The organism is Tahibacter amnicola, assembly GCF_025398735.1.
Taxonomy (GTDB): Bacteria; Pseudomonadota; Gammaproteobacteria; order Xanthomonadales; family Rhodanobacteraceae; genus Tahibacter; species Tahibacter amnicola.
This window is the reverse complement of the sequence record NZ_CP104694.1, coordinates 5,871,312-5,893,295: the sequence shown is the minus strand read 5'-3', so window position 1 is coordinate 5,893,295 and position 21,984 is coordinate 5,871,312. Positions and strand designations below refer to the sequence as shown.

14 protein-coding genes are annotated in these 21,984 nt (G+C 64.9%); 9 read left to right on the top strand and 5 right to left on the bottom strand.

From position 1 onward, the window contains the following. Nucleotides 1–3: 3 nt before the first annotated feature. The 4 genes from N4264_RS23240 to N4264_RS23225 all read right to left on the bottom strand — a co-directional run bounded on the left by N4264_RS23240 (nt 4) and on the right by N4264_RS23225 (nt 6,876). Nucleotides 4–609 (bottom strand): 2OG-Fe(II) oxygenase, encoded by a 606-nt coding sequence (locus N4264_RS23240; RefSeq protein WP_261694594.1) that lies wholly within the window; start codon nt 607–609, stop codon nt 4–6. Then, on the bottom strand, nt 599–2,425 hold the full coding sequence (locus N4264_RS23235; protein ID WP_261694593.1) for a tetratricopeptide repeat-containing sulfotransferase family protein: 1,827 nt from the start codon (nt 2,423–2,425) through the stop codon (nt 599–601). The genes N4264_RS23240 and N4264_RS23235 overlap by 11 nt, the downstream gene beginning before the upstream one ends. Nucleotides 2,426–2,641: 216 nt before the next feature. Further along, entirely contained in the window at nt 2,642–5,494 is a 2,853-nt protein-coding gene (locus N4264_RS23230; protein WP_261694592.1) for a TonB-dependent receptor plug domain-containing protein, read from the bottom strand. A gap of 338 nt (nt 5,495–5,832) precedes the next feature. Next, complete coding sequence (locus N4264_RS23225) at nt 5,833–6,876, bottom strand: hypothetical protein (RefSeq protein WP_261694591.1); 1,044 nt, start codon at nt 6,874–6,876, stop codon at nt 5,833–5,835. A 212-nt stretch (nt 6,877–7,088) separates the two neighbouring features. On the opposite strand from N4264_RS23225, the gene N4264_RS23220 reads away from it, so the two are divergent. After that, entirely contained in the window at nt 7,089–10,064 is a 2,976-nt protein-coding gene (locus N4264_RS23220; protein ID WP_261694590.1) for a bifunctional diguanylate cyclase/phosphodiesterase, read from the top strand. A gap of 25 nt (nt 10,065–10,089) precedes the next feature. On the opposite strand, the gene hslO is transcribed toward N4264_RS23220, so the two are convergent. Beyond that, nucleotides 10,090–10,977, bottom strand: coding sequence for an Hsp33 family molecular chaperone HslO (gene hslO / locus N4264_RS23215; RefSeq protein WP_261694589.1), 888 nt, complete (start codon nt 10,975–10,977; stop codon nt 10,090–10,092). A gap of 366 nt (nt 10,978–11,343) precedes the next feature. Between hslO and N4264_RS23210 the strand changes: the two genes are divergently transcribed. From N4264_RS23210 to N4264_RS23175, 8 genes are all read left to right on the top strand, one after another. After that, nucleotides 11,344–14,895, top strand: coding sequence for a S8 family serine peptidase (locus tag N4264_RS23210; RefSeq protein WP_261694588.1), 3,552 nt, complete (start codon nt 11,344–11,346; stop codon nt 14,893–14,895). A gap of 170 nt (nt 14,896–15,065) precedes the next feature. Next, nucleotides 15,066–15,794 (top strand): monofunctional biosynthetic peptidoglycan transglycosylase, encoded by a 729-nt coding sequence (gene mtgA, locus N4264_RS23205; RefSeq protein WP_261694587.1) that lies wholly within the window; start codon nt 15,066–15,068, stop codon nt 15,792–15,794. An 83-nt stretch (nt 15,795–15,877) separates the two neighbouring features. Then, entirely contained in the window at nt 15,878–16,822 is a 945-nt protein-coding gene (locus N4264_RS23200; protein WP_261694586.1) for a glycosyltransferase family 2 protein, read from the top strand. Nucleotides 16,823–17,068: 246 nt separating this feature from the next. Then, nucleotides 17,069–19,744, top strand: coding sequence for a WD40/YVTN/BNR-like repeat-containing protein (locus tag N4264_RS23195; protein ID WP_261694585.1), 2,676 nt, complete (start codon nt 17,069–17,071; stop codon nt 19,742–19,744). A 94-nt stretch (nt 19,745–19,838) separates the two neighbouring features. Further along, nucleotides 19,839–20,267, top strand: a complete 429-nt coding sequence (locus N4264_RS23190) for a CBS domain-containing protein (RefSeq protein ID WP_261694584.1) — start codon at nt 19,839–19,841, stop codon at nt 20,265–20,267. Between the two features lie 159 nt (nt 20,268–20,426). After that, nucleotides 20,427–20,945 (top strand): RNA polymerase sigma factor, encoded by a 519-nt coding sequence (locus N4264_RS23185; RefSeq protein ID WP_261694583.1) that lies wholly within the window; start codon nt 20,427–20,429, stop codon nt 20,943–20,945. Further along, the gene (locus N4264_RS23180) at nt 20,938–21,486 is read left to right on the top strand and encodes a hypothetical protein (RefSeq protein ID WP_261694582.1); all 549 of its coding nucleotides are present in this window, start codon (nt 20,938–20,940) and stop codon (nt 21,484–21,486) included. Before N4264_RS23185 ends, N4264_RS23180 begins: the two co-directional genes overlap by 8 nt. Before the next feature lie 181 nt (nt 21,487–21,667). After that, nucleotides 21,668–21,973: an antibiotic biosynthesis monooxygenase family protein gene (locus N4264_RS23175; protein WP_261694581.1), complete on the top strand. Its 306-nt coding sequence runs from the start codon at nt 21,668–21,670 to the stop codon at nt 21,971–21,973. Nucleotides 21,974–21,984 lie beyond the last annotated feature (11 nt).

Here is a 21,984-nt window from a genome sequence, read left to right as displayed (position 1 = left end):
GAATTACCGGTTGACGCTCTGGTCCGGGAACAGCAGGTAGGTAGAGATGATGTATTTGTCGCTGCTGCGCGGTGGCAGGCCGGCGTGCTGGTACATCCAGTACGGCGGAAACACCAGCAGGCGACCCTTGCGGGCCGGTACTTTCACGTCGAGGTCGACGAACTGGGTTTCGCCGCCCTCTTCGACATCGTTGAGATACCAGAGAAACACCAGATAGCGGTTGGCGACCTGGTTGATGGAATCGAAATGCGGCTGGAAACCGTCGGTGCCATCACTGGCGTAGCGTTTGATGCGCAGCTCGGCAAAGCGCGAGGTGGGCGGTACGGGGATGGTCAGCCCGAGCGCCTGGTTGTAGCGCGCCAGGTAATCGTCGATCTGCTTGAAGAAAAACCCCTGGAAGCCGGCGTCGGTGAGGGGCGTGATGTCCAGCTCCGTCCATCCGCTCTCTTCCAGCCCCTGGCGGTATCCGCGGCCATTGCGCACGTGAAAGCGCGCCATGTGGTTGAACGACTGCACCATCTGGTCGCAGAAGTCGTCCGGCAGGGCGTTGTCGAAAACCTGTATGTAGCGACGCAGGTCGTCGACGGGATAACGGCTTTCAGACGTCATAACCCCATTCCCTCATGATGGGATCGAGCACCGGCAACACCGGCTCGAAGTATTTCTCGTAGCGACGCCAGCGACCGATCGCCTTTCGATTGGGTGGATTGACCACTTGCGAATAGCTTGGCGTGCTGATGTAGCCCTTGCTGCGCGCGTGCTGGTGGAATTGCGTGAGCGGCGTGGGATCGTCCAGCTCCAGGAACTGGCCCAGGCGGGCAACGTGCGTATCGAACTGGTCGATCAGATCTTCATAGCGCAGCACCATGACGTCCGGTTGCAGCAAGGCGGCGTGGTGCAGCCAGAAGCGCATCGCGTTCACGTACCCCTGCGCCAGTCGTTCCAGCGACGAACACAGCGCGCCGAAGGACGGGGCGCGGAACGTCTGCATGTAGCAGCTGGTCAGCACGTCGCAGGGATGTCGCAACGCCAGAATGATCTTGGCGCTTGGAAAAACACGCCGGATCATCGGCAGCCGCAGCAGGTTGAGCGGGTTCTTGTCGACGATGCGCTGGCCCGGCTTGAGCGGCGTGACGCTGGCAACGAGCCGGTCGTAGCGGGCGCGGAGCGCATCGCACTGTGTCTGCGTGAGTGCACCCAACTGGTCCGGATAGACCAGGCCGGTGTCCTGCATGCTTTCGACCAGCATCTGGATGAAGGGGCGTTCGTCCATCGACTGCATGGACGGATGGGCGTCGAGCATCTGTTCGAGCATGGTCGTGCCCGAGCGAGGAAAGCCAACGACGAAAATGGGTGACGCGGCGGCGGGCGGCGCGCTGTCGGCGGGCCAGGCGGCGAACTGCTCCGGACTGACCCAATAGAGGGATGTCTTTAGCGGTTGTGCGTCCGGGTCGGCGAGCTTCGGGTCGACTTCCCGCACGGTGAGCATCTGTCCGGCGTGGGCCCGGCCGAGGTACTGCATGGCGGCATCGTAGTCGCCCAGCTTGTCGCAGATCCGGCCCAGTTCGAAATAGGTCGACGTGCGCTTCTGCTCAATGTGGATCTTTTCGGCGAGTGCTTCGAGCAGGCTCCGGGCGGCCGACAGGTCGTCGCTGCGGGCGGCGATGACCGAATGTACGTGGAGGATATCGTCGCGCAGGCTGGTATCCGCAACGTCGGCGGGCGAGGGGAGCTGCGCGAGGGTGGCGCGCGCTTGATCCAGCCGGTTCAGTCGTTCCTGCAACAGCGCCATCTGCACCAGCGCGCGCGTTCGTGTCGCGGTATTGCCCAGGCAACGCTGCAGGATCTTCTCGGCGGAGTCAGTGTCAGCCGAACTGGCCAGGATGCTGGCCAGATCCACGGCGAGTTCGCCGTCGAGCGGCGGCCATTGCTGCCAGCCGTGAATCAGTTGTTCGGTACCAACGGTATCGCCGAACTCGTAGCACATCATCGCGCCGAAGATGCGTGCGTCCGGCAGTCGCGGATCGAGGCGCATCGCCTCCAGGAACAGCTCGCGTGCCCGCGCGTAATGGCACTGCTCCATGTGCAGCAGGCCAACGTTGACACGCAGGGCTGCGTCGCGCGGGGAGAGCGCGAGTGCTTTTTCGTAGGCGGCGTGTGCCTCGTCGAAACGCCGGGACTCGCGCAAGGCAGTGGCGTAGTTGGACCAGTGCTCGGCGGAACCGGGCCTGAGTTCGGTCAATGTCCGGTAGCTGTCGATCGCGTCGTCGAGCTGGCCTTGCTGGTGCTGGGCGACTGCCAGCAGGAACAGTGCCTCTTCCCGGTTGCTGCCGGCGGCCAGGTGCGCGCGCGCATGGCGCTCGGCCTCTGCGTGACGACCGGCATGAATGAGGTTGAGGATGTCGGGCAGGGCAACGCTGGGCATGGCGACGTGCTGCGCTCCGGAATGTGCGGGCTGGTCCGCAGAAACGCCCAATGTAGAGCGAATGGGGCCGGGGAACAACCGCGCGGCGCATCGCGGGGGCGGCGCGCGGGCGGCCCGGTGCCGCCGCAGTGCGCGGGTCGCCCCTGTGGGCGGACATAAAAAAACCGCGCGGCTTGCGCCGCGCGGTTTTCTGAACCACCGAGGTGGTCGTGACGCTTAGAACTTCACCGTCACGCGGCCCCAGAAGTAGCGGCCCACGGTGTCGTACGTGTTGACGTCGGTGTTGGCATTGATGACGTTGTTCTGGAAGAACAGCGGCGGCTGCTTGTCGAACACGTTGTCGATACCGATGTCGAGACGGGTGTTGATCGGCTCGATGTTGTAGCCGACCGCCAGGTTGTGCTCGACGTGCGCACCGTAGTGCAGCTCGACGCCCGGGATCGAGCCGTCGGCCGACGTACCCTGACGCTCGTCTTCGTTACCGACGTTCACGCCGCCGATGTAACGGACGCGCCAGTTGGCGTCCCACGAACCCAGACCCCAGCTCAAGCCGGCCAGAGCGCGCCAGCGGGCGTAGTTACCGTAGTCACGGTTATACGTGCCATTGACGTGGACGACGGCGTCATCGCTGCGTTCCGGCAGCTTGTCGTTGTCGTACTGGGCGATGTAGGTGCTCTCGAACGAGATACCGAAGTTACCGATCGAGGTCTCCGGCAGACGGTACTTGAAGCCGAAGTCGACACCCTTGGTGTCAAGGCGACCCAGGTTAGCCGTCGGCGACGAGATGAACTGGATGTCGCCAGCAGCCGTACGGTGGATCAGGTTGCAGAAGCTCGTGTTGTCCTGGAAGCAGGAGTTCACGATGGTCTGCGCGCCGAGCGGGGTGATCGTGTCGTTCAGGTAGATACGCCACACGTCGACGTTGACCGACAGGCCTTCCAGCCAGCTCGGGTCATACACCACGCCGAAGTCGAAGGTCTTGCCTTCTTCCGGAACGAGGTCGATGCCGGCAGCGACGGCGCCCGACACGACGGCCGACGTCTGGCTCAGGCCCGTACCCTGGTAGTTGACCGGCACGTTCTGGCAGGCGTTGCTGTGGGAAGCCAGTTCGGAGGCGCTCAGGAAACGGCACGGATCGGCGAAGCTCGGGGCCGAGCCCGTCGCACCGGCGTACAGTTCCGAGATGTTCGGAGCGCGGAAGACTTCCTGCACGGTACCGCGCAGCAGGACGTCTTCGATCGGACGCCATTCGACGGCCACCTTGCTGTTGGTGGTGTCACCGAAGGTGTTGTAGTCCGAGTAACGCGAACCGACGATCAGGTTCAGCGACTGGGCGAACGTCACGTCCTTGAGGATCGGCAGGAACAGTTCGGCGTAGGCTTCCTTCACCGTGTAACCGCCGTTCAGCGGGGTGGAGCAAGCTTCCTGCGAGATGAAGCAGGTACCGTCTTCACCGCGGGTGATGGCGATGTAGTCGACGTCGAAGTCCTGGTATTCCTTGCGGTGCGACACACCGACGGCCAGGCTGGCGACGCCGGCCGGCATCTCGAACAGTTCGCCGGCAACGTTCACTTCGCCCTGGCGCAGCAGGTACAGAGTGTTGTAGTACGGCGTCGCGCTGTAGTTGCTCAGCAGGGCAACCTGGGCGGGATCGTTCTGCGCGAAGATGTTGAACGGCACGCAGCCGGCGATCGGCTCGTCCGGGGTACCGCAGGTGATCACGCCGGTGACCGGGTCACGGAACGACGGGCCGAGCGCGCTGCGCAGGCCTTCGTAGTACACGTAGCCGAGGCTCTTGCGCATCTGGCTGTAGTGACCGTAGTTGTAGCTGGCGTCCCAGGTCCAGCTGGTGTCGCCGATCGAACCCTTGAAGCCGATCAGCGCCTGGTCGGTCGAGGTCGAGAAGTTACCGCGACGCTGGCCGAGACCCGTGAAGCGGGTCAGCATGTTGAGGCCGTCCGCGTTGCCGGCGCCCAGGTCGATGCCGAACGGGTTGTAGTAGTTGTCCCGCGAGATCGTGACGCCGTCGCCGATCGCGTCGAACGGCAGCGGAGCGATCGCGAAGTTCGAGGTCGTCTCGTTGTGGAAATAGTTCGCGTAGACCTCGACGCTGTCGCTCAGCTTGTAGTTGCCGATGACGAACGCGTTGGCGCGTTCCTGCGGGGTCATGACGAGGTTGACCGACTGGTAGTTGTACGCGTCGCGCGCGCCCGAGTAGCAGCGGTAATCCGACAGCGAGGCGCCGGAGGTGCCCGGGGTACGGCTGACCGAGCCGCAACCGAAGCTGTTGCCGGCCGGCAGGAAGATGCGGCCCTGCGGGTTGCGGCTGGAACCGGCGCGGATGATGCTGGCGCTGGACAGGTACGTCGCGTCCTTGGCGAACTCGCGGTCAGCCGAGGAAACCGAATCGTACTTGTTGTAGTTGATGCCGCCCATGATGCTGCCACGGTCGGAGCTGTGGCCGAACGTGAAGCTGGCGCCTTCGCGCTCACCGTCGTCACGGTCGGAAACGCCGTAGTCGGCCATGAACTCCGCACCCTGGTAGTCGCTACGCAGGATGAAGTTCACGACGCCCGCGATGGCGTCCGAACCGTACACGGCCGAGGCGCCGTCCTTCAGGACTTCGATGCGCTCGATCATGTTGGCCGGGATCGAGTTCACGTCGAACGGCGGGGAAACGGCGCGCTTGCCGTTCAGCAGCACCAGCGTACGGTTGACGCCGAGGCCGCGCAGTTCGATGGTGGACGCACCCGCGCCGCCGCCGTTGTTCACGCGCGGGTTGGTCGCCGCACCGGCTACGGAGGGAAGTTCCTGCACCAGGTCGCCGACGGTCAGCTTACCGCTCTTTTCGATGGTGGCTTTGTCGATCGAGACCACCGGGCTAGCCGTTTCGAGGTCAACGCGGCGAATGCGCGAACCGGTAACGACGATGGTTTCCAGCTTTTCGGTGTTCTCGCCTTCCTGCGCGAAGACCGGCGTGGCCGTGGCGCTGAGGCCAACGGCGGCCGTCGTGCCCACATAAAGGGCGTAGCGCACGGCGCGCAGAAGCTCGTTGCTGTTTTGTCTCATTACACTCTCCAACGTCAGAGTTGTGACACAGATCGGGACTAGTACTTTTCCTTCCTGGAAATGGCCAAGGAAATACCTTCCTATGCCTCGGCAGCGGCCGATACTAGCAACATTCGCAACGCGTGGGAATCCCTGTTGCTTTTGTGCAACAGCCCTGTTTTCAAGGGTGCGCTACCTGAATGGAAGCGTCTGTTTTTGAACAGAAATTTGCTATATTTTGCGAAGTTTTGCGAATGTATACACGCGTGCAAAAGATGCGGAAATTGCGCGATTTCTGAGCAAGCAAAGTGGGGATTGTCCGGACGAGATTGCCCCTGGTCGCGATGCGACCGGGTGGATCAGAGGTCCTGGTGGTACTGGATGTACGGGACGCGGGCCTGACTGTCGGCTTCGTCGCCGCGCAGAGGGGGATTGGTCCAAAGGTTCTGGGCACCGATGCTGAGATCGGCCTGCCAGGGCGTGTGCCAGGTGACGCCGACATCAATGCCGGTCCAGCGCTGGCCGCCGATGTCCTTGGTGGACAGGGGTGAATACAGGCGGCCGGTAATGCTCGTGCTCAAGGCGCTGGAACCCAGGCCGAGGCTGAGCGCCGTCTGCTGCCAGATCGTGCGGGCGCCCAGGGAATCGGCGGCCAGGCGAATGCGGCCGATGCTCGCGCCAATGTCGAAGTTCTGGCTGGGATTGAGCGCCCACTGGCCGCGTGCGCCGAGCATCGCGCTATCGCTGAACCGGCCCAGCGAGGTGCCGGGAATGACCAGGCTGGGGAGGCCCGTGTTTCCAGGCACGATGGTGGGCAGCGCCAGCGTTGCGGTTGATGCCTGGTTCGGAGTGGCGGGCTGGCTGAGCCAGCTCAGCGTCATGCCGACGTCCAGGTTGAAGCGGCCTGCCGTCCAGCGGGCATCGGCGTTGCCGAAATACCAGGGGCTGGCGGAGGGCGACACACAGCTATTGGTGGCCAGCGCGTTGGCGCCGCACTGGCTGAAATCCGTGGCGGCCGGATCGCTCAGGGTCATCGGCATGACGCCGATACCGGCGCCTGTGCGCCATTGCGAAGCCGGATCGAGCTCAAGCCGCGCCTGGAACAGAGAGGTTGCATCGACCAGGCGCCAGTCCAGGGCGCCGCCGACTGTCGGAGCGGCAGGCTCCAGCGGTGACAGGGCGGGGCTGGACCCGGCGACAGCGATGAGGATCCGTCCATCGGGGGCACTCCACACCGGTACGTAGCGCAGATTTTCGGCGCTGGTACGCTGCGGCTGGCTGGACAGCAGGCTGTCCAGCAGCTGCTGCCGTGCGAGCTGCGTCGACTCGGGCACGATCGACTGCGCCGATGCCGCAACGGGCACCAGGGCGCTGAAGATCAGGCTGGCAAGACGCTTACTCATTGATCGGCGAGCAGATTTTACGTGTGACCAGGGGTATGGATGGCGGATACGGGCCAAAGTTCCAGGGGATGGCCAGGATCCTGCACGCAGTTTACAAAAAAATAACACCGAAAGCGTGTCTCCGGTCGAATTTTTCGCTCGCGCGCAGAAACGTACACTGCGGCTACACTTCTTCGCCAACCAGCTAGGCGAGTGCCGAGGTCAGCGCCCGCATGACTATTTCAAGATCCGCCGACGGGAAAGCCGTCGTTCCGTCGGGTGCGGATGCGGTCGACGCGGCCGTCCTGCGCCTGCTGAAGGCTGTCGGCTGGCAGGACGTAGGGCAGGCGGGCGTCGCCCTCTGCACGGCTCTGCTCGGTAAAGGGCAGTACCGTCTGGTCGACAGCGCCGCCGCCGCCGTGCTGATGGGGCATCACCGCAGCGGGCGCGACGGCAGCTCGGGCGAGCCGAGCGTCCTCGCACCGCCCATTGTCCTGGTCCAGGCCGATTCCCAGGTCGTGCGCCTGCTGCAGCCCCTTGGCACGCCCGATTCGACGACCGGCCTCCTCGACGCTTCCGTGCCCACGGACTCCTGGTCCAACGCGGACTGGCAGGACGCCTGGTCGCGCTGCGTGCACCTGCTGGACGCCAAGCTGGTCAGCGTGTGGGCGGCCGACAGCCTGCAGCGCGCGGTCGAGCGCCTGGAGCGGGCCGAACGTCTGCAGCGGGCGCTGTTCGCCATCGCCGACCAGGCCAATGCCGATCGCGAGATGCCCGAGGTGATGGCGGCGCTGCATCGCATCGTTGGCAGCCTGATGTATGCGGAGAACTTCTTTATCGCCCTGTACGACCCGCAGGAGCGCTGCATCCGGTTCCCGTATTTTGTCGACGTTGCCGATACCGACCTGCCGGACCCGAGCCGGTCTTTCACGATGCAGGAACTGTATCGGAGCATGACCTGGCACCTGATCACCGGCGGCAAGGCGCTGCGCGGCACGCCGGAGGCGCTGGCCACCCAGGTGGAGGGCGCGATTCAATCCATGGGGCCCGAATGCGTCGACTGGCTGGGCGTGCCGCTCCTGCGCGGCAACCAGGTGGTCGGCGGTATTGTTGTGCAAAGTTATAAAGAGGCCGAGCGGTTCTCGGAGCAGGATCAGGCGCTGCTGGCCTATGTGGCGCAGCACATCCTGACGGCGCTGGAGCGCCGGCGCGTCCACGAGGAACTGGAACGTCGCGTCGAGGAGCGCACTGACGCGCTGCGCGAAGCCAATCGCGTGCTGCAGCAGCAGGTGCTGGAACGGCAGCGTGGCGAACGTCTGCAGGCGGCACTGTTCCGCATCGCGGAGCTCGCCAACACGACCGACAGCCTGGAAGAGTTCTACGCCGCCGTGCACCGCGTGGTAGGTGGCCTGCTCAACGCGCGCAACTTCTATATCGCACTCGCCTCGGACGACCGCAGCGAGTTGTACTTTCCCTACTCGGTGGATGAGTTCGACCACCAGCGCAAGCCGCGCAAGTTCGGCCGCGGCCTGACCGAATACGTGCTCAATCACGGCACCGCGCTGCTGGCGGATCGTCCTGGCATCGAGCGGCTGCGTGCCAGCGGCGACGTGCTGAGCTTTGGTGCGCAATCGGTATGCTGGCTGGGCGTGCCCCTGATCTGCGAAGACAAGCCCGTCGGCGTGCTGGCCGTGCAAAGCTATTCGGACGAATACAGCTATTCGCCACGCGACCAGGAACTGCTGACCTTCGTCTCCTATCACATTGCCAATGCGCTCGAACGCAAGCGCAGCGCCGAGTCGCTCAAGTCGGCCTATGCCGAACTCGAGCAGCGTGTGGCCGAGCGAACCAGCGAACTGGCGGCGGCCAATCGCGACCTGCGCGAGCAGATCGCCTATCGCGAAAGCATTGAGCGGCAGCTCAAGCACGAGACCTTGCACGATTCCCTGACGGGATTGCCCAACCGCACCTTGTTCCTCGAGCGCCTGGAGCTGGCGCTCGAGCGTTACCGGCGCGACCCGCAGCGACTGTTCGCCGTGCTGTTCCTGGACCTGGATCGCTTCAAGGTGATCAACGACTCGGTCGGTCACCTGGTCGGCGACGACCTGTTGTACGAAGTGGGCGGCCGTGTCGCCCGGTGCCTGGACCAGGGTGACGTCGCTGCCCGGCTCGGCGGCGACGAATTCGCCATCCTGCTGCACGACGCCACCACGGCCGAAGCGGCCAGCGAGTTTGCCGCGCGCATCATTGACGCACTGAATGCGCCGATCCGGCTGGGGCCCAAGGAGGTTTTCACCTCGACCTCCATCGGCATCGCCCTGGTATCGCCGCGCTACGCCAAGGCGGAAGAATTGCTGCGCGATGCCGACGTGGCGATGTACCGCGCGAAGGCCGAAGGTCGTCATCGGTTTGCACTGTTTGACGAACGCCTGCACCAGGAGGCGTTGCGGTTGCTCGAAATCGAGAACGACCTGCGTCGCGCGATCGGGCGCGGCGAACTCGAGCCCTATTTCCAGCCGATCGTGCGCCTGAGTGACCGCAGTCTGGTCGGCTACGAAGCCCTGGTGCGCTGGCGGCATCCGGAGCGGGGCGTGCTGTTGCCGGGCGAGTTCCTGGGCGTGGCCGAAGAGAACGGCTCGGCCGAACAGATCGACTGGCACATGTTCGAGCGGGTCTGTGCCATCGCGCCGGCGCTGACGGCGCAGGGTGGATTCATCAGCATCAACCTCACGGCGCGGCATTTCCGCCAGAGTGACCTGGACCGCGAGCTGCTGGCGATCCTGGACCGCAATGGCGTTCTGCCGACGCGGATCCGCATCGAGGTGACCGAGCGGGCGCTGCTGGAGAACCCTGCCCAGGTCAAGCAGATCCTCGTGGGCCTGCGCCGCGGCGGCATCAGCGTGGCGCTGGATGACTTCGGTACGGGCTATTCGTCCCTGAGTTACCTGCACCAGTACCCGCTGCAGGCGTTGAAGATCGACCGCTCCTTCGTCGCCGAACTGCGTCCCCGTGACGATGCCAGCTCCAGTGCGGTCGTCCGCGCGATCCAGGCCCTGGCCGGTTCGCTGGGCATGCAGGTCATCGCCGAAGGCATCGAAACCGAGGCCCAGCAGGAAGCGCTGCGTGCACTCGGTTGCGAATTTGGCCAGGGCTTCCTGTTCGGCCGGCCGCAGCCGGCCGAATACTGGCTGGGCCAGGTTACGGGTTGATCGGCTGCTTTCGCAGCGATAGCGGCTAATGCGTCGCGGTCGAGCCCGGCGTTTCCGGTTCGTCGCGGAACAGCTGGGCCAGGTCGACGCGATCAAAGTGGTAGCGCGAGTTGCAGAATTCGCAGGTGACCTCGACGCGGCCGTCGATCTGGATGGCGGCCTCTGCTTCCTCGCGGCCCAGATTGCGCAGTACCGCCGCGACGCGTTCGCGGCTGCACTGGCAGCCGAATGCCAGCGGCCGTGAATCCGTCAGTACGGCGTTCTCTTCGTGGAACAGGCGGCGCAGGATCTCCTCGACCGGCAGCTGGGTCAGCTCCTCGCGCGTGAGCGTCGCCGCCAGGTGCTTCACGCGGTTCCAGCCATCCGGATCGGCATCACCGATGCCGCCGCCCTGGGCGAGCGGCTGCAGCAGGAGGCCGGCGGCCTTGCCGCCTTCGCAGACCAGCTGGATGTGCGTGGGCAACTGTTCCGAGCGGATGAAATACCCTTCGATCAGGTGCGACAGTGTCCCCTGCTCGACCGGCACCATGCCCTGGTAACGCTGGCCGGAGCTGGCGTTCTCGATGGTGATGGCCATCAGCGGCGACTTGAGCTGGAAAAGACTCAGTCGATCGGGCAGCTCCGTGTCGGTCTGGGCCAGGCCGCGAAGGCGTCCGGCATCCGTGCATTCGGTGAACAGCAGGCGGACCGGGCCATCGCTCTTGAGCTGGATCGACAGGCTGCCGTTGAGCTTGATGTTACCGGTCAACAGCGCCGTGGCCGCGAGGGCTTCACCCAGCAACTCGTGCACCGCCGGGGCGTATTCGCCGCGCTCGGCGACTTCTTGCCAGCTTTCCTCGAGTTTGACCAGGACGCCACTGACACCAGCGCGCTCAAGGAGGAATCGTTGCAGCAGATCGGTTTTCTTGTTCACGGACAATCCCTGAGGCAGAGGCCGAAGCCGGGTCCTGGGCGGGCAGCGCGCCGGCACGGGGCGGGCGGTCGGTGACAGGATCGCGCATGTCCCGATGAGAAGGAAGCGGCACTGTGTGGAATGGGTTGCGGTGTCAAAGCGTGTGGCCGCTTTGGTCCGCTTTGTCGACAAAGGATCTCCGCGATTGCAACGCGTTCAAGGATTTGGCGAACATTCGGCCGCGCATGCTCTCCTTCACTTCCGTCTCCCGACGGGGGCTGGCTGCGTCGTGGGGCGCGTACGCCACCTGTCGTAGGTCATTGCGCGATGGTGTGACACCGTAGACACTCGACGGCTTGCCTGTAAAAAACCCCCGAGGGAGGGAGCATGTCGTTGTCGTACCGTCGCACTGCGCTTAGCGCGGCTTTGTTGTTTGCTTTGCATTCCATTTCCTACGCGGCGACGCCGGTTCCGGCTTCGGTTCCCGGTGTCGATGCACTGGATCGCGCGACGCGCGAACCCGGTGCGCTCCTGCTGCGTTCGGGCATCTTCGATCCGGTCAGCCAGTCGCTCGACCTTCGCTCCACGGGAGCGGCGGATGTGACGACCTCCAACTACGCGATCGTGCAGTTCACTGCCGGTCGCATGGATGCAGCGAAGCACCTGAAGACCAGCGGCGCGGAAGTCGTCGGCTACATTCCGAACAATGCCTATCTGGTGCGCCTCAACGGCGTCAGCCTCGACCAGGCCCGCGGGACGGCGGGCGTGCGCTGGGCCGGCAGCTGGCAGCCGGGCATGAAGATCGATCCGCGCCTGTGGTCGGCCGAGCTGGGCGCTCTGCGTCCGGATGCCAGCGGCGGTGTGGAACTGGAGATCAGCGCGTTTGCCGGCGAGAACGTCGATGCGATCGCCGCTGCCCTGAGCAAGGTTATCCCGGCGGTGCAGTTCACCAACCGTCTCGAGCGCGCCGATGCGCCACGCCTGCGCGTGCGCGTGGCCAGGCACGAGGTCGCCACCCTTATCGATGCTGCCGCGCGGGTTGACGGTGTGGCCTGGATCGAACGCTACGTGAAGCCCAAGACCAGCAACGCCGGTGCCGTAGCCGCGATCCAGGGCAACGCCACCGCGGCACTGTCGGGCAGCGGCGCGGTGGGCGCGCCGCTACCGATGTGGGATCACAACCTGTTCGGTTCCGGCCAGATCGTCGCCGTCGCCGACTCGGGTCTGGATCGCAACGAAGCGTTCTTCACCACGCTCAACAAGGGCAGCGGGCCGGTCGTCGCGATCACCGACGCGAACAATTCCATGCCGCCGACGGGGGGACCGATCTATCCGGATCGCAAGGTTTACGCCTATTGGGTGCAGCCCGGTGCGACCGCGTATGACGAAGGTGTCTTCCACGGGACGCACGTGAGTGGCACCGTGCTGGGCGATGCCGCCGGCACGTTCAATGCGACCACCTACGTTGCCTCGACGCCGACCGCGGCCAACCATGAGCTGGCCGACGGCATGGCGCCGAATGCGCAGCTGCTGTTCCAGGATATCGGCAGTGCCGACGGCCTGACCGGCCTGAACGACGTTCGCGCCACGCTCGAGCAGGCCTACTACGGCGGTGCGCGCCTGCACAGCGACAGCTGGGGTGCCCCGACGTTCGGTGAGTACAGCAGCAACGACAATGACGTCGACTACCAGTCGTGGATGCTGCCGGACAACCTCGTCATCATCGCTGCCGGCAATGAAGGCGACCTGACGCTGGAACCGGATTTCCAGGGTAACGTCTGCCCGACGCCGCTCTTCATCAACGGTATTTGCACGCAGTCCGTGGGGTCGCCCGGTAACGCCAAGAACGGCCTGACCGTCGGCGCGCTGGGTCACGCCGGCAGCACGACGGTTGCGGGCTATTCCTCGCGCGGCCTGACTGCGGACGGTCGCATCAAGCCGGATATCATGGCGCCGGGTTCCTCGACCATTTCCGCCGCGGGTGATACCAACAACGGCGCGGCCGCCGAGGCACCGGCGACCAAGGGCATGTCGGGCACCTCCATGGCGACGCCGACCATCGCGGGCAACGCCGCGCTGGTGCGCCAGTACTTCATGGAAGGCTTCTATCCGCGCGGCGTGAAGACGGCCGCGGATGCCTACAACCCGAGCGGCATGGCCATGAAGGCCATTCTTCTCAACGGCACCAATGCGATCCAGGGCAGCGAGTTCGGCAAGGCGACCTACGGCTGGGGCCGCGCATGGCTGGACAGCAATCTCTGGTTTGCCAACACCCTTGGCAATGGCAACGATGCGCGCCGCCTGCGCCTGTTTGAACGCACCACGGCGACCGGTCTCAAGACGGGCCAGACGGACACCTACACCATCAGTGCCGTCGCCGCGGGCCAGGAACTGCGCGCCACGCTGACCTGGTTTGATCCCGAAGCCGCTTCCGGTGTCGCTGCGACGCTGGTCAACAACCTCAACCTCGAGGTCGTCGGCCCGGACAGCACGGTTTACCGCGGCAATGTGTTCAACGCCGGCGTCTCCGTCAGCGGCGGTACCGCGGATGCGAAAAACACGGTGGAGCAGGTGCGTTTCACAGCGCCGGCCGCGGGCGCTTATACCTTCCGCGTGATTGGTGCGGCAGTGCCGGGCAATGGTCGGACGCTGACCGATTCGCAGGGCTACGCCCTGGCTGTTTCGGGAGCTTTCGGCCTGCCGAATGTCACGCCGGCTTACGCCGCGCCGACCCTGCTGGAAGCCTCCAACACCGCCACTGCGGTGCAGGTGGAGTTCGCGGCCCCGGCCGGGGCGCAGAGCTTCCAGCTCTACCGCGCCGATGGTGGCTGCACCAACGCCGCGCCGGGCGACTTCCGCCTGGTCGCCCACGGTGCTTCAAGCCCGCTCGTTGACGATCGCACGCAGGGCGGATTCGCCTACGCATACAAGGTTCGTGGCGTGAGTGGCGATGTCGAAGGTGACGTCTCTGAATGCGTCGACGTGGTCTCCACCGACACCTGCACACTGGTGCCGACGTTCAACCAGTCGACGATTACGGCCAATGCCAACAGCGCCAGCTGCCGCGTTCGCCTGGACTGGATTGCTGCCCAGACCGGCTGCCCGACCTCGTCCGGCATGAAGTACGACATTTTCCGCTCCACCTCGCCGGAGTTCACCTCGCCGGTGCAGGTGGCCACGGCCACGCCGAATACCCAGTTTGACGACACCACGGTGGAGAACGGTCGCCCGTACTACTACCGTGTGATCGCCAAGGACAGCTTCGGCAATGCCTCGCCGACCGCGCGTACGCTGCAGGCCACCCCGGCTGGTGCGAATGGGCCGGATCCGCTGACCTTCCTGGACGACGTGGACACTCACGCCTATATGACGCTGCAGCAGCCGTGGCGTATCACTGCGACCAGCTCGACCACGCCGACTCATAGCTATGCCACGGCGGCGGACGGCGCCAACTACACGGCCAGCACCTGCGGCGGCATCGAGACGCCGGCGCTGACCATTCCGGCCGGCGCACGCCTGACCTTCAAGGCCCGTTACAACCTTGAGACGAACTGGGACGGTGTCGTGATGGAGTACTCCACCGACGGCGGCACCACCTGGACCGACCTGCCGCCCGATGGCGGCTATCCCAGCGACTTCTCGGAAACCGGGTCGCCGCCGGTGAATGCCTGCAGTTACGCGGCCAGCCACGGGGCGTTCAGCGGCAAGACGACAGCTTCGTCCAACAACGCGGCGAACAACGCCGCCGGCGCCGCCGTGTTCAAGCCATTCTCGCGTGACCTGGCCAGCCTGGCCGGCCAGACGGTGAAGATCCGCTGGCGCAGCTCGTCCGACCCGGCTACCGAATTCGAGGGCTTCTTCCTCGATGAAGTGCGCATCGGCAACGTGGACATTCTGTTCAAGGATGGCCTGGAGCCCAACGCCTACATGTGCCACTAAGCCCATGTGGTAACGGCCGGTTGCTCGACTGCGGGCACCCGGCCCTGCAGGACCCGCCGCGCGGCCCCTGGTCGCGCGGTTTTTCCTTGGCCCGCGTCGCAAACGGGTACCGGCCCGCTCGCTCTATACTCGCCCGCTCGTCCGCTGCCACCGGTCCGCCTGCGTCGACCATGCCCCGCCGCAAATCGCCCGCTGTCCGCGTCCGCTGGTACCGCCGCCTGCTCCGCTGGGTGCTGGTGGTTGCCGGCGTGTTCGTCGTCGGCAGCATCCTGACGGTGCTGCTGCTGCGCGTCGTGCCGGTGCCGTATTCGGCCTTCATGCTGCAGCGCCAGTGGCAGGCCTGGAGTGCCGGGGAAAAGGGCTTCACGCTGCGGCAGCGCTGGGTGCCGATCGCCCAGGTGTCGCGCGAGCTGCCGATCGCCCTGGTGGCGGCCGAGGACCAGAAGTTTCCCGACCACCACGGCTTTGACGTCGAAGCAATCCGCGAGGCGATCGAAGACGCGGAAGACGGCGAACGCATGCGTGGTGCAAGCACGATCACGCAGCAGACGGCAAAGAACCTGTTCCTCTGGAACGGCCGCAGTTTCGTGCGCAAGGGCGTCGAGGCGTACTACACGGTCCTGCTGGAGCTGCTATGGTCCAAGCAGCGCATTCTCGAGGTCTACCTCAACGTCGCCGAGTTCGGTGACGGCATCTACGGTGTTGCCGCGGCAAGCCAGCACTTCTTCCACAAAACCCCCGGTGCGCTGACGGCGCGTGAATCGGCGTTGCTGGCGGCCGTGCTGCCCAATCCGAAGCGGTTCCGGGTGGATCGCCCGTCGGCCTACGTGCTGCGCCGGGCCGCCTGGATCGAACGCCAGGCGCGCCAGCTGGGCGGTGCGGCCTACCTGCGCCAGTAGGCCAGGGACATTTCGCGGCGCGATCACCGGATGTCTGTCACAATGACGGGCTAGTCTCCCGCGATTTCTCCCGGTGCTTGCCCATGACCAGCCTCACCGTCGTCGTGCCCGCATACAACGAAAGCGATGGATTGCGTGAGTTCCAGCGACGCATCGCCGCCGTGTTTGACGGTCTGGATCTGGACTGCCGCGTGCTCTACGTCGATGACGGCAGCCGCGACGATACCTATGCCGTGATGGAATCGCTGCGCGCGGCCGACCCGCGTGTCTCCACCCTCAGGCTCAGCCGCAATTTCGGCAAGGAACTGGCGTTGACGGCCGGCCTTGACCACGCGGATGCTGACGCCGTCGTGGTGATCGACGCCGACCTGCAGGACCCGCCTGAGCTGATCGGCCAGTTCGTGCAGAAGTGGCGCGAAGGGTTCGACGTCGTCTACGGCACCCGCGCCAGCCGCGCCGGCGAGACGTGGATCAAGAAGTGGACTTCGACCGCCTTCTATCGCGTGATGGAACGCATGACAGACCTGCCGATTCCGCGCGACACCGGCGACTTCCGCCTGATGAGCCGGCGCGCGATCGACGCGCTGAAACTGCTGCGCGAGCGCCAGCGGTTCATGAAGGGGCTTTTCACCTGGGTTGGTTTTCCGCAGACCTCCATCGTGTATGACCGCGATCCGCGTTTCGCGGGTGATAGCAAATGGAATTACTGGCGATTGTGGAATTTTGCCCTGGAAGGCATCACGTCGTTCTCGTCCATTCCGCTGCGGCTGGCAACCTATGTCGGCATTTTTTCCGCCGTGATCGCGTTCGTGTTCGCCATCTGGGTGTTCGCCAAGGCGCTGCTGTTCGGCGATCCGGTGCGCGGCTATCCGTCGCTGATGGTCGTGGTGCTGTTTCTGGGCGGATTGCAACTGATGGCCCTGGGGATGATCGGCGAGTACCTCGGCCGCACCTACGTCGAAGCGAAACAGCGCCCGCTGTACCTGATTGACCGGTTTCATCCGGCGCAAACGGTGCGAGTGGACTAACCGGGGTCGAGGGTTTTCTGATCCTTCTGCAGTCCGGCAATACGGTGCCGACTATTCCGGCTATGGACGGAGGTTTCGGGCTGATGCATGCTCATTCGCTGGTTGACCTGCGGTTGACCAGCTGGCAGATGGGGAAGGTCGGCCAGACGCCTGGGGGCATTGCGGCCCATGGGCCATTCCGCTCGCGTGTCGGTGCGTACAGCAGGGAGGCAGGCGCAAGGCACTCCTCGCCTGGAGATTCGCTGCATGTCCCGACCTGTTCCCCTGAGCCGCCTGATCTGGCTGGCCCTTTCCCTCGGTAGCCTCAGTCTGGCCGGATGCCAGTCGACCCAGACCCGGTCGCTCGCGCGACAGGAGCACGAGGAGGAAGCGAACGAATCGGGTAGCAAGGCGACGACGCCGCCAAAGGGCGATTTCTGGGCGATGCGCGTGGCGTATCCCACCGGCCGCTTCGAACACACCTGGCTGGCCGAGGCGGCGCAACAGGAAAAACAGCTGGTGTCGGGCATTCCGGCCGGCGAGTTTGCGCAGCGCCGGGCCGGCGTATCGCCGCTGGCGCTCAATCCCCATGCGTTCACGCTGCTCGGTCCCAAGCCGTTGAACGATTCCGAATGGGGCTGGGGCCATGTGGCTGGTCGTACCAATGTGCTGGTGGTCGACCCGGTAGATACCACGATCGCCTACCTTGGCAGCGATGGTGGCGGCGTCTGGAAGTCGACCAATTGCTGTTCCGCCGCGACCACCTGGACGATCAAGACCGATCTTCCGGAAATCGCCAGTACCGCCATCGGCGACCTGACGATCGACCCGAATAACCACAACACCGTCTATGCCGGCACCGGCGACCTGCGTTTCGGATCGTTCTCGTTCGGCACCGCAGGCGTGCTCAAGAGCACGGACGCAGGCGAGACCTGGTCCGTCCTGGGCGCGGACGTCTTCACGCCGTTCTACACGCCTTCCGCCGGCGGCCATCCCCAGTACCAGGCCATCGGCAAGGTTGCCGTCGATCCGAACAATTCGCAGAAACTGGCCGTTGGCACCAAGACGGGCGTCTACTTTTCCTACGATGCGGGCGCCAATTGGTCCGGACCGTGTTTCACCAATGCCTTCACCAGCGGCGGAACGGCGCAACGCCAGGACATCACGGGTCTTCTTGCCATCAATAACGCCGGATCGACCACGCTGCTCGCCGCTGTCGGAACGCGCGGCCTTGCGACACCCGTGCAGCCGGATCTGGCGAAGAACGGTGCCAATGGCGTCTACCGCACCGCTATGCCGAGCAGTGGCTGCCCGGCCGTGGGCGACTGGACCTTGTCCAACAATAACTGGCCGGCGGGCACCGGCAACGGTACGCCGACCACGACCCTGGGCCGCATCGAGCTGGCCTCGGCGCCGAGCAATCCGCAGATCGTCTACGCGATGGCTGCGCATTCGACCAACCGCAACGTCTTCGGTGTGTGGAAATCGACCGATGCCGGCCTGACCTGGACGCGTACTGTCGACGCCGACGCCGAATTCACCGGTTGTTCGGCGTCGGGCCAGCAGATGTGGTACGACGCCGGCCTGAGCGTGTCACCGACGGATCCGAACATCGTCTTTGCCAGCGCAGTGGATCTGTTCCGTTCGACCAACGGGGGTGATACGTTTACCAATGTGACATGCGGATACAATGGCGGAAGTACACATGTCGACCATCACGCGCGCGCCTTCGTCGGCAACGACCACAACCGCATGCTGGTGGGCTCGGACGGCGGCGTCTACTACACCGCGAATGCGCAGGCGCCGACACCGACGCTGACGCCGATCAACGATTCGCTCTCCACGATCGAGTTCTACTCGGGTGACATCACCGCCAACTTTGCAAACTCGGCAACGCCGGGCGCCAGCGGCGGCGCGCAGGACAACGGCAGTTCCGCCGTGCTGTTCGGCGGCGATCCGGGCGTGCGCCAGTGGGAGTCGACCTACAGCGGCGACGGGACCTTCACGCGCATCGAGCCGGTCAATGCCCAGCGCTGGTACTACCAGGCGCAGAACGGCGCACTGGTGATGTCGACCACCGGCCCCTTCGGCGGCATCGTGAGTGCGTCCGGCGCATGGTCCAGCGACCGCAAGAGCTTCCTGATGCCGCTGGAAATCTACAAGCACGGCGACACTGCAGTCGCCAATTCCGGCTGCGTGACGGGGACGGTTGGTTGCGGCCGCATGCTGGCCGGCACCTATCGTTTGTGGGAAACCCTGTCCGGCGCGCAGCCGACGTCCAGCTGGCAGGCCAAGACCGGCGACCTGACCAAGAACACCCTCATCCTCGGCTCGGACAACCGTTCCTTCATCAACCAGATGGCGTACTCGTTCACCGATCCGACCATTGCCGTGGTGGGAACCAGCGACGGCAATGTGCAGTACGTCTTCAATCTCGGCGTCGCGGGTGCGAACAATGCGCTGGCGGTGAATGTGACAGCCGCGAATGCGGTGCTGCCCAACCGGCCGGTGATGGACGTCGTCACCGATGGCCAGAATCCGCTCGTCGCGTTTGCCGCGCTCGGGGGCTTCGACCAGAATACCCCGTCTACACCGGGACATGTATACCGCGTCACCTGCACCGCCCAGTGCGCCAGCTTCACCTGGGAAAACAAGTCCGGCAACCTGCCGAACATTCCGGTCAACGCCATCATGGTCAATCCGAATGTGCCCGGGCAGGTCTTCGCGGGAACCGACTGGGGTCTGTATTTCACCAATGACATCAGTGTCGCGGCTCCAGTCTGGCAACGTTTTGAAACCCTGCCTCACGCCATGATCTGGGATCTGGTCGTCGACCGCGGACTGACCACGCTTGCCGTGTTCACGCGTTCGCGCGGTGCCTGGGCCTGGCCGCTGCCCATCGCTCCGATCACCGACACGATTTTCGCCAACGGCTTCGAATGATTCGCTCCGGCCCGCCTGCAGGGCGGGCGGGCCGGCCCCCAATGCCCTGTCCGTGCGCAGTACACTGGCGGCAGGCCGTGATGGAGGTGGCGCCATGCGTCAAGTCAAAGATTTGCTGCAGGGAAAGGGGCGGGAAGTGTTTTCGGTCGACCCGGACCAGCCGGTCCTGGCGGCGATCCAGGCCATGGCCGACCACCACGTCGGCGCGCTCCTGGTCATGCAGGCCGGCGAGCTGGTCGGTATCATTTCCGAGCGCGACTACGCGCGGAAAGTCATCCTGCTGGGCCGTTCTTCCGCGGAAACGCCGGTATGGCAGATCATGTCGTCGCCGGTGGAAACGGTTTCCGGCCAGCACACCGTGGACGCCTGCATGCGCCTGTGCACCGACCGCCGCATCCGGCATCTGCCGGTGATGGACGCCGGCAAGGTCGTCGGCGTCGTGTCCATCGGCGACCTGGTCAAGGCCGTGATCGACGAGCAGGCCGAAGAGCTGGCGCAACTGCAACGCTACATCGCCGGTTGAATATCACCGGCCGGCAACCTGCCGGCCGGCCATGCGGGACAGGCCGGATGTCCCCGGCCCTCTGGATTGCCACGGGCTGGCCGTTTACCGCAGGATGCGCGCTTTTCTCCCGAATGCCGGTGCCCCGTGGGCCATAGTGCCGACCCCAACCACGCGCGATTGCAGCGCCTGCTGGCCGATTACGGCGCCAAAGTCCGGGCGCTGGTGATCTCCCACGGCCTGGGGCAACACGGCATCGACCCGGAGGATGTGGAGCAGGAAGTCCGTATCCGGCTATGGCGTGCCGTCGAGCGTGACCGGTCTGCGGCCTTTCATGCGTCTTATATCCAGCGAGTGGTAGCCAGTACCGTGATCGACGCCCTGCGTCGGGCCCAGGTAAGGGCTGCCGAGCCGCTGCCGGAGGAGTCGGAAGAGGGCATCAGCCTTCCCGATGAGACCGCCGGCCCGGAGCAAAGCGCCAGCGGTACCCAGCATGTCGAGAAGCTCAAAGCTTGTCTCGACGCGCTGCCGGAACGACGGCGCCTGCCGATTTCCCTGCACCTGCAAGGGTTTGCCCTGCAGGAGATTGCAGATCTGATCGGCACTTCGGCGGAAGCGGCACGAAAATTGGTCTCGCGCGGGTTGGATGAACTCAAAGAACGCCTGCGTGAGCTTGGAGCCGGAGACTACGATGACTAAGCCAAGCCTTTCCCAGCTCTATCGCGAAATGACCGCGGCGCCGACGCTGAGTGCCCGGGCGTTGATCGATGCCGAAACGGCCGTCCGCGCGTCTGCCGGGCGCGTCGTTCCGCATGAACGCGATGCCGTGGCAGCCGCCCTGGCCGGTTCAGCGGCTCATGCGGACCTGACCCGTCTGTTACGCGCCCTGGAACCAGCCTCGACCGACCTCGCGCGCTCGCTGGCGCACGCCGCGCCGGTGCATGAGGTTCGTGAACGTCACACCCGTTCCGCCCGCGGTCGCCGCGGTGAAGAACGTGGCTGGCAATGGGGTGCCATTGCGGCCAGCCTGGTCGCCGCCGTCGCCCTGTTCGCCGCCCGCAGTGGCCAGCCAGAGCTGGGCAACCAGTCCGTACTGGCCAGGATGCAGGACAAGTCCGCCGACGAGATCTTCTCCGGTGGCGCCGAGTCCCGCTTCGCACAGGCCGACGTGATTTACCGTTTCACGGACGGCGAAGGCGTGACAGACCGCATCTTCGCCAGCAACGGCAGCGGCATCTGACCGGCCGATCCCCGCTTCAAACCCAAAAAACCCGGCAATGCCGGGTTTTTTGTTGGACAGATCGCGCAGTATCGTTCTTCCATCCGTGGGGTCGCGCGCCGTGCGGATTGGAGTTTGTGCGGTATGTTGACGTCCGTGGGGAATCGCTCTGTCCGCATTTTCACGCCGTCCGGAGAAAGACATGATTGCGCGCCTGTGGCATGGCCGGGTGCCGGCCGGGAAAGCCAAAGCTTATCGGGAGTTCCTGAACCAGCGTGCCATTGCCGACTACCGGGGTACCGAAGGCAATCTCGGCGTGCACGTGCTGGAGCGCGCCGAGGACGACATCGTGCACTTCATGACGCTGACGTTCTGGCCGGATACGGATGCCATCCGACGATTTGCCGGCGATGACATCGAGCGCGCGAAATACTATCCGGAGGATCGCGATTTCCTGCTGGAGTTCGAGCCCACGGTCGTGCATTACACCGTGGTGGGGCAGGGGTGAGCGTGTCCGGT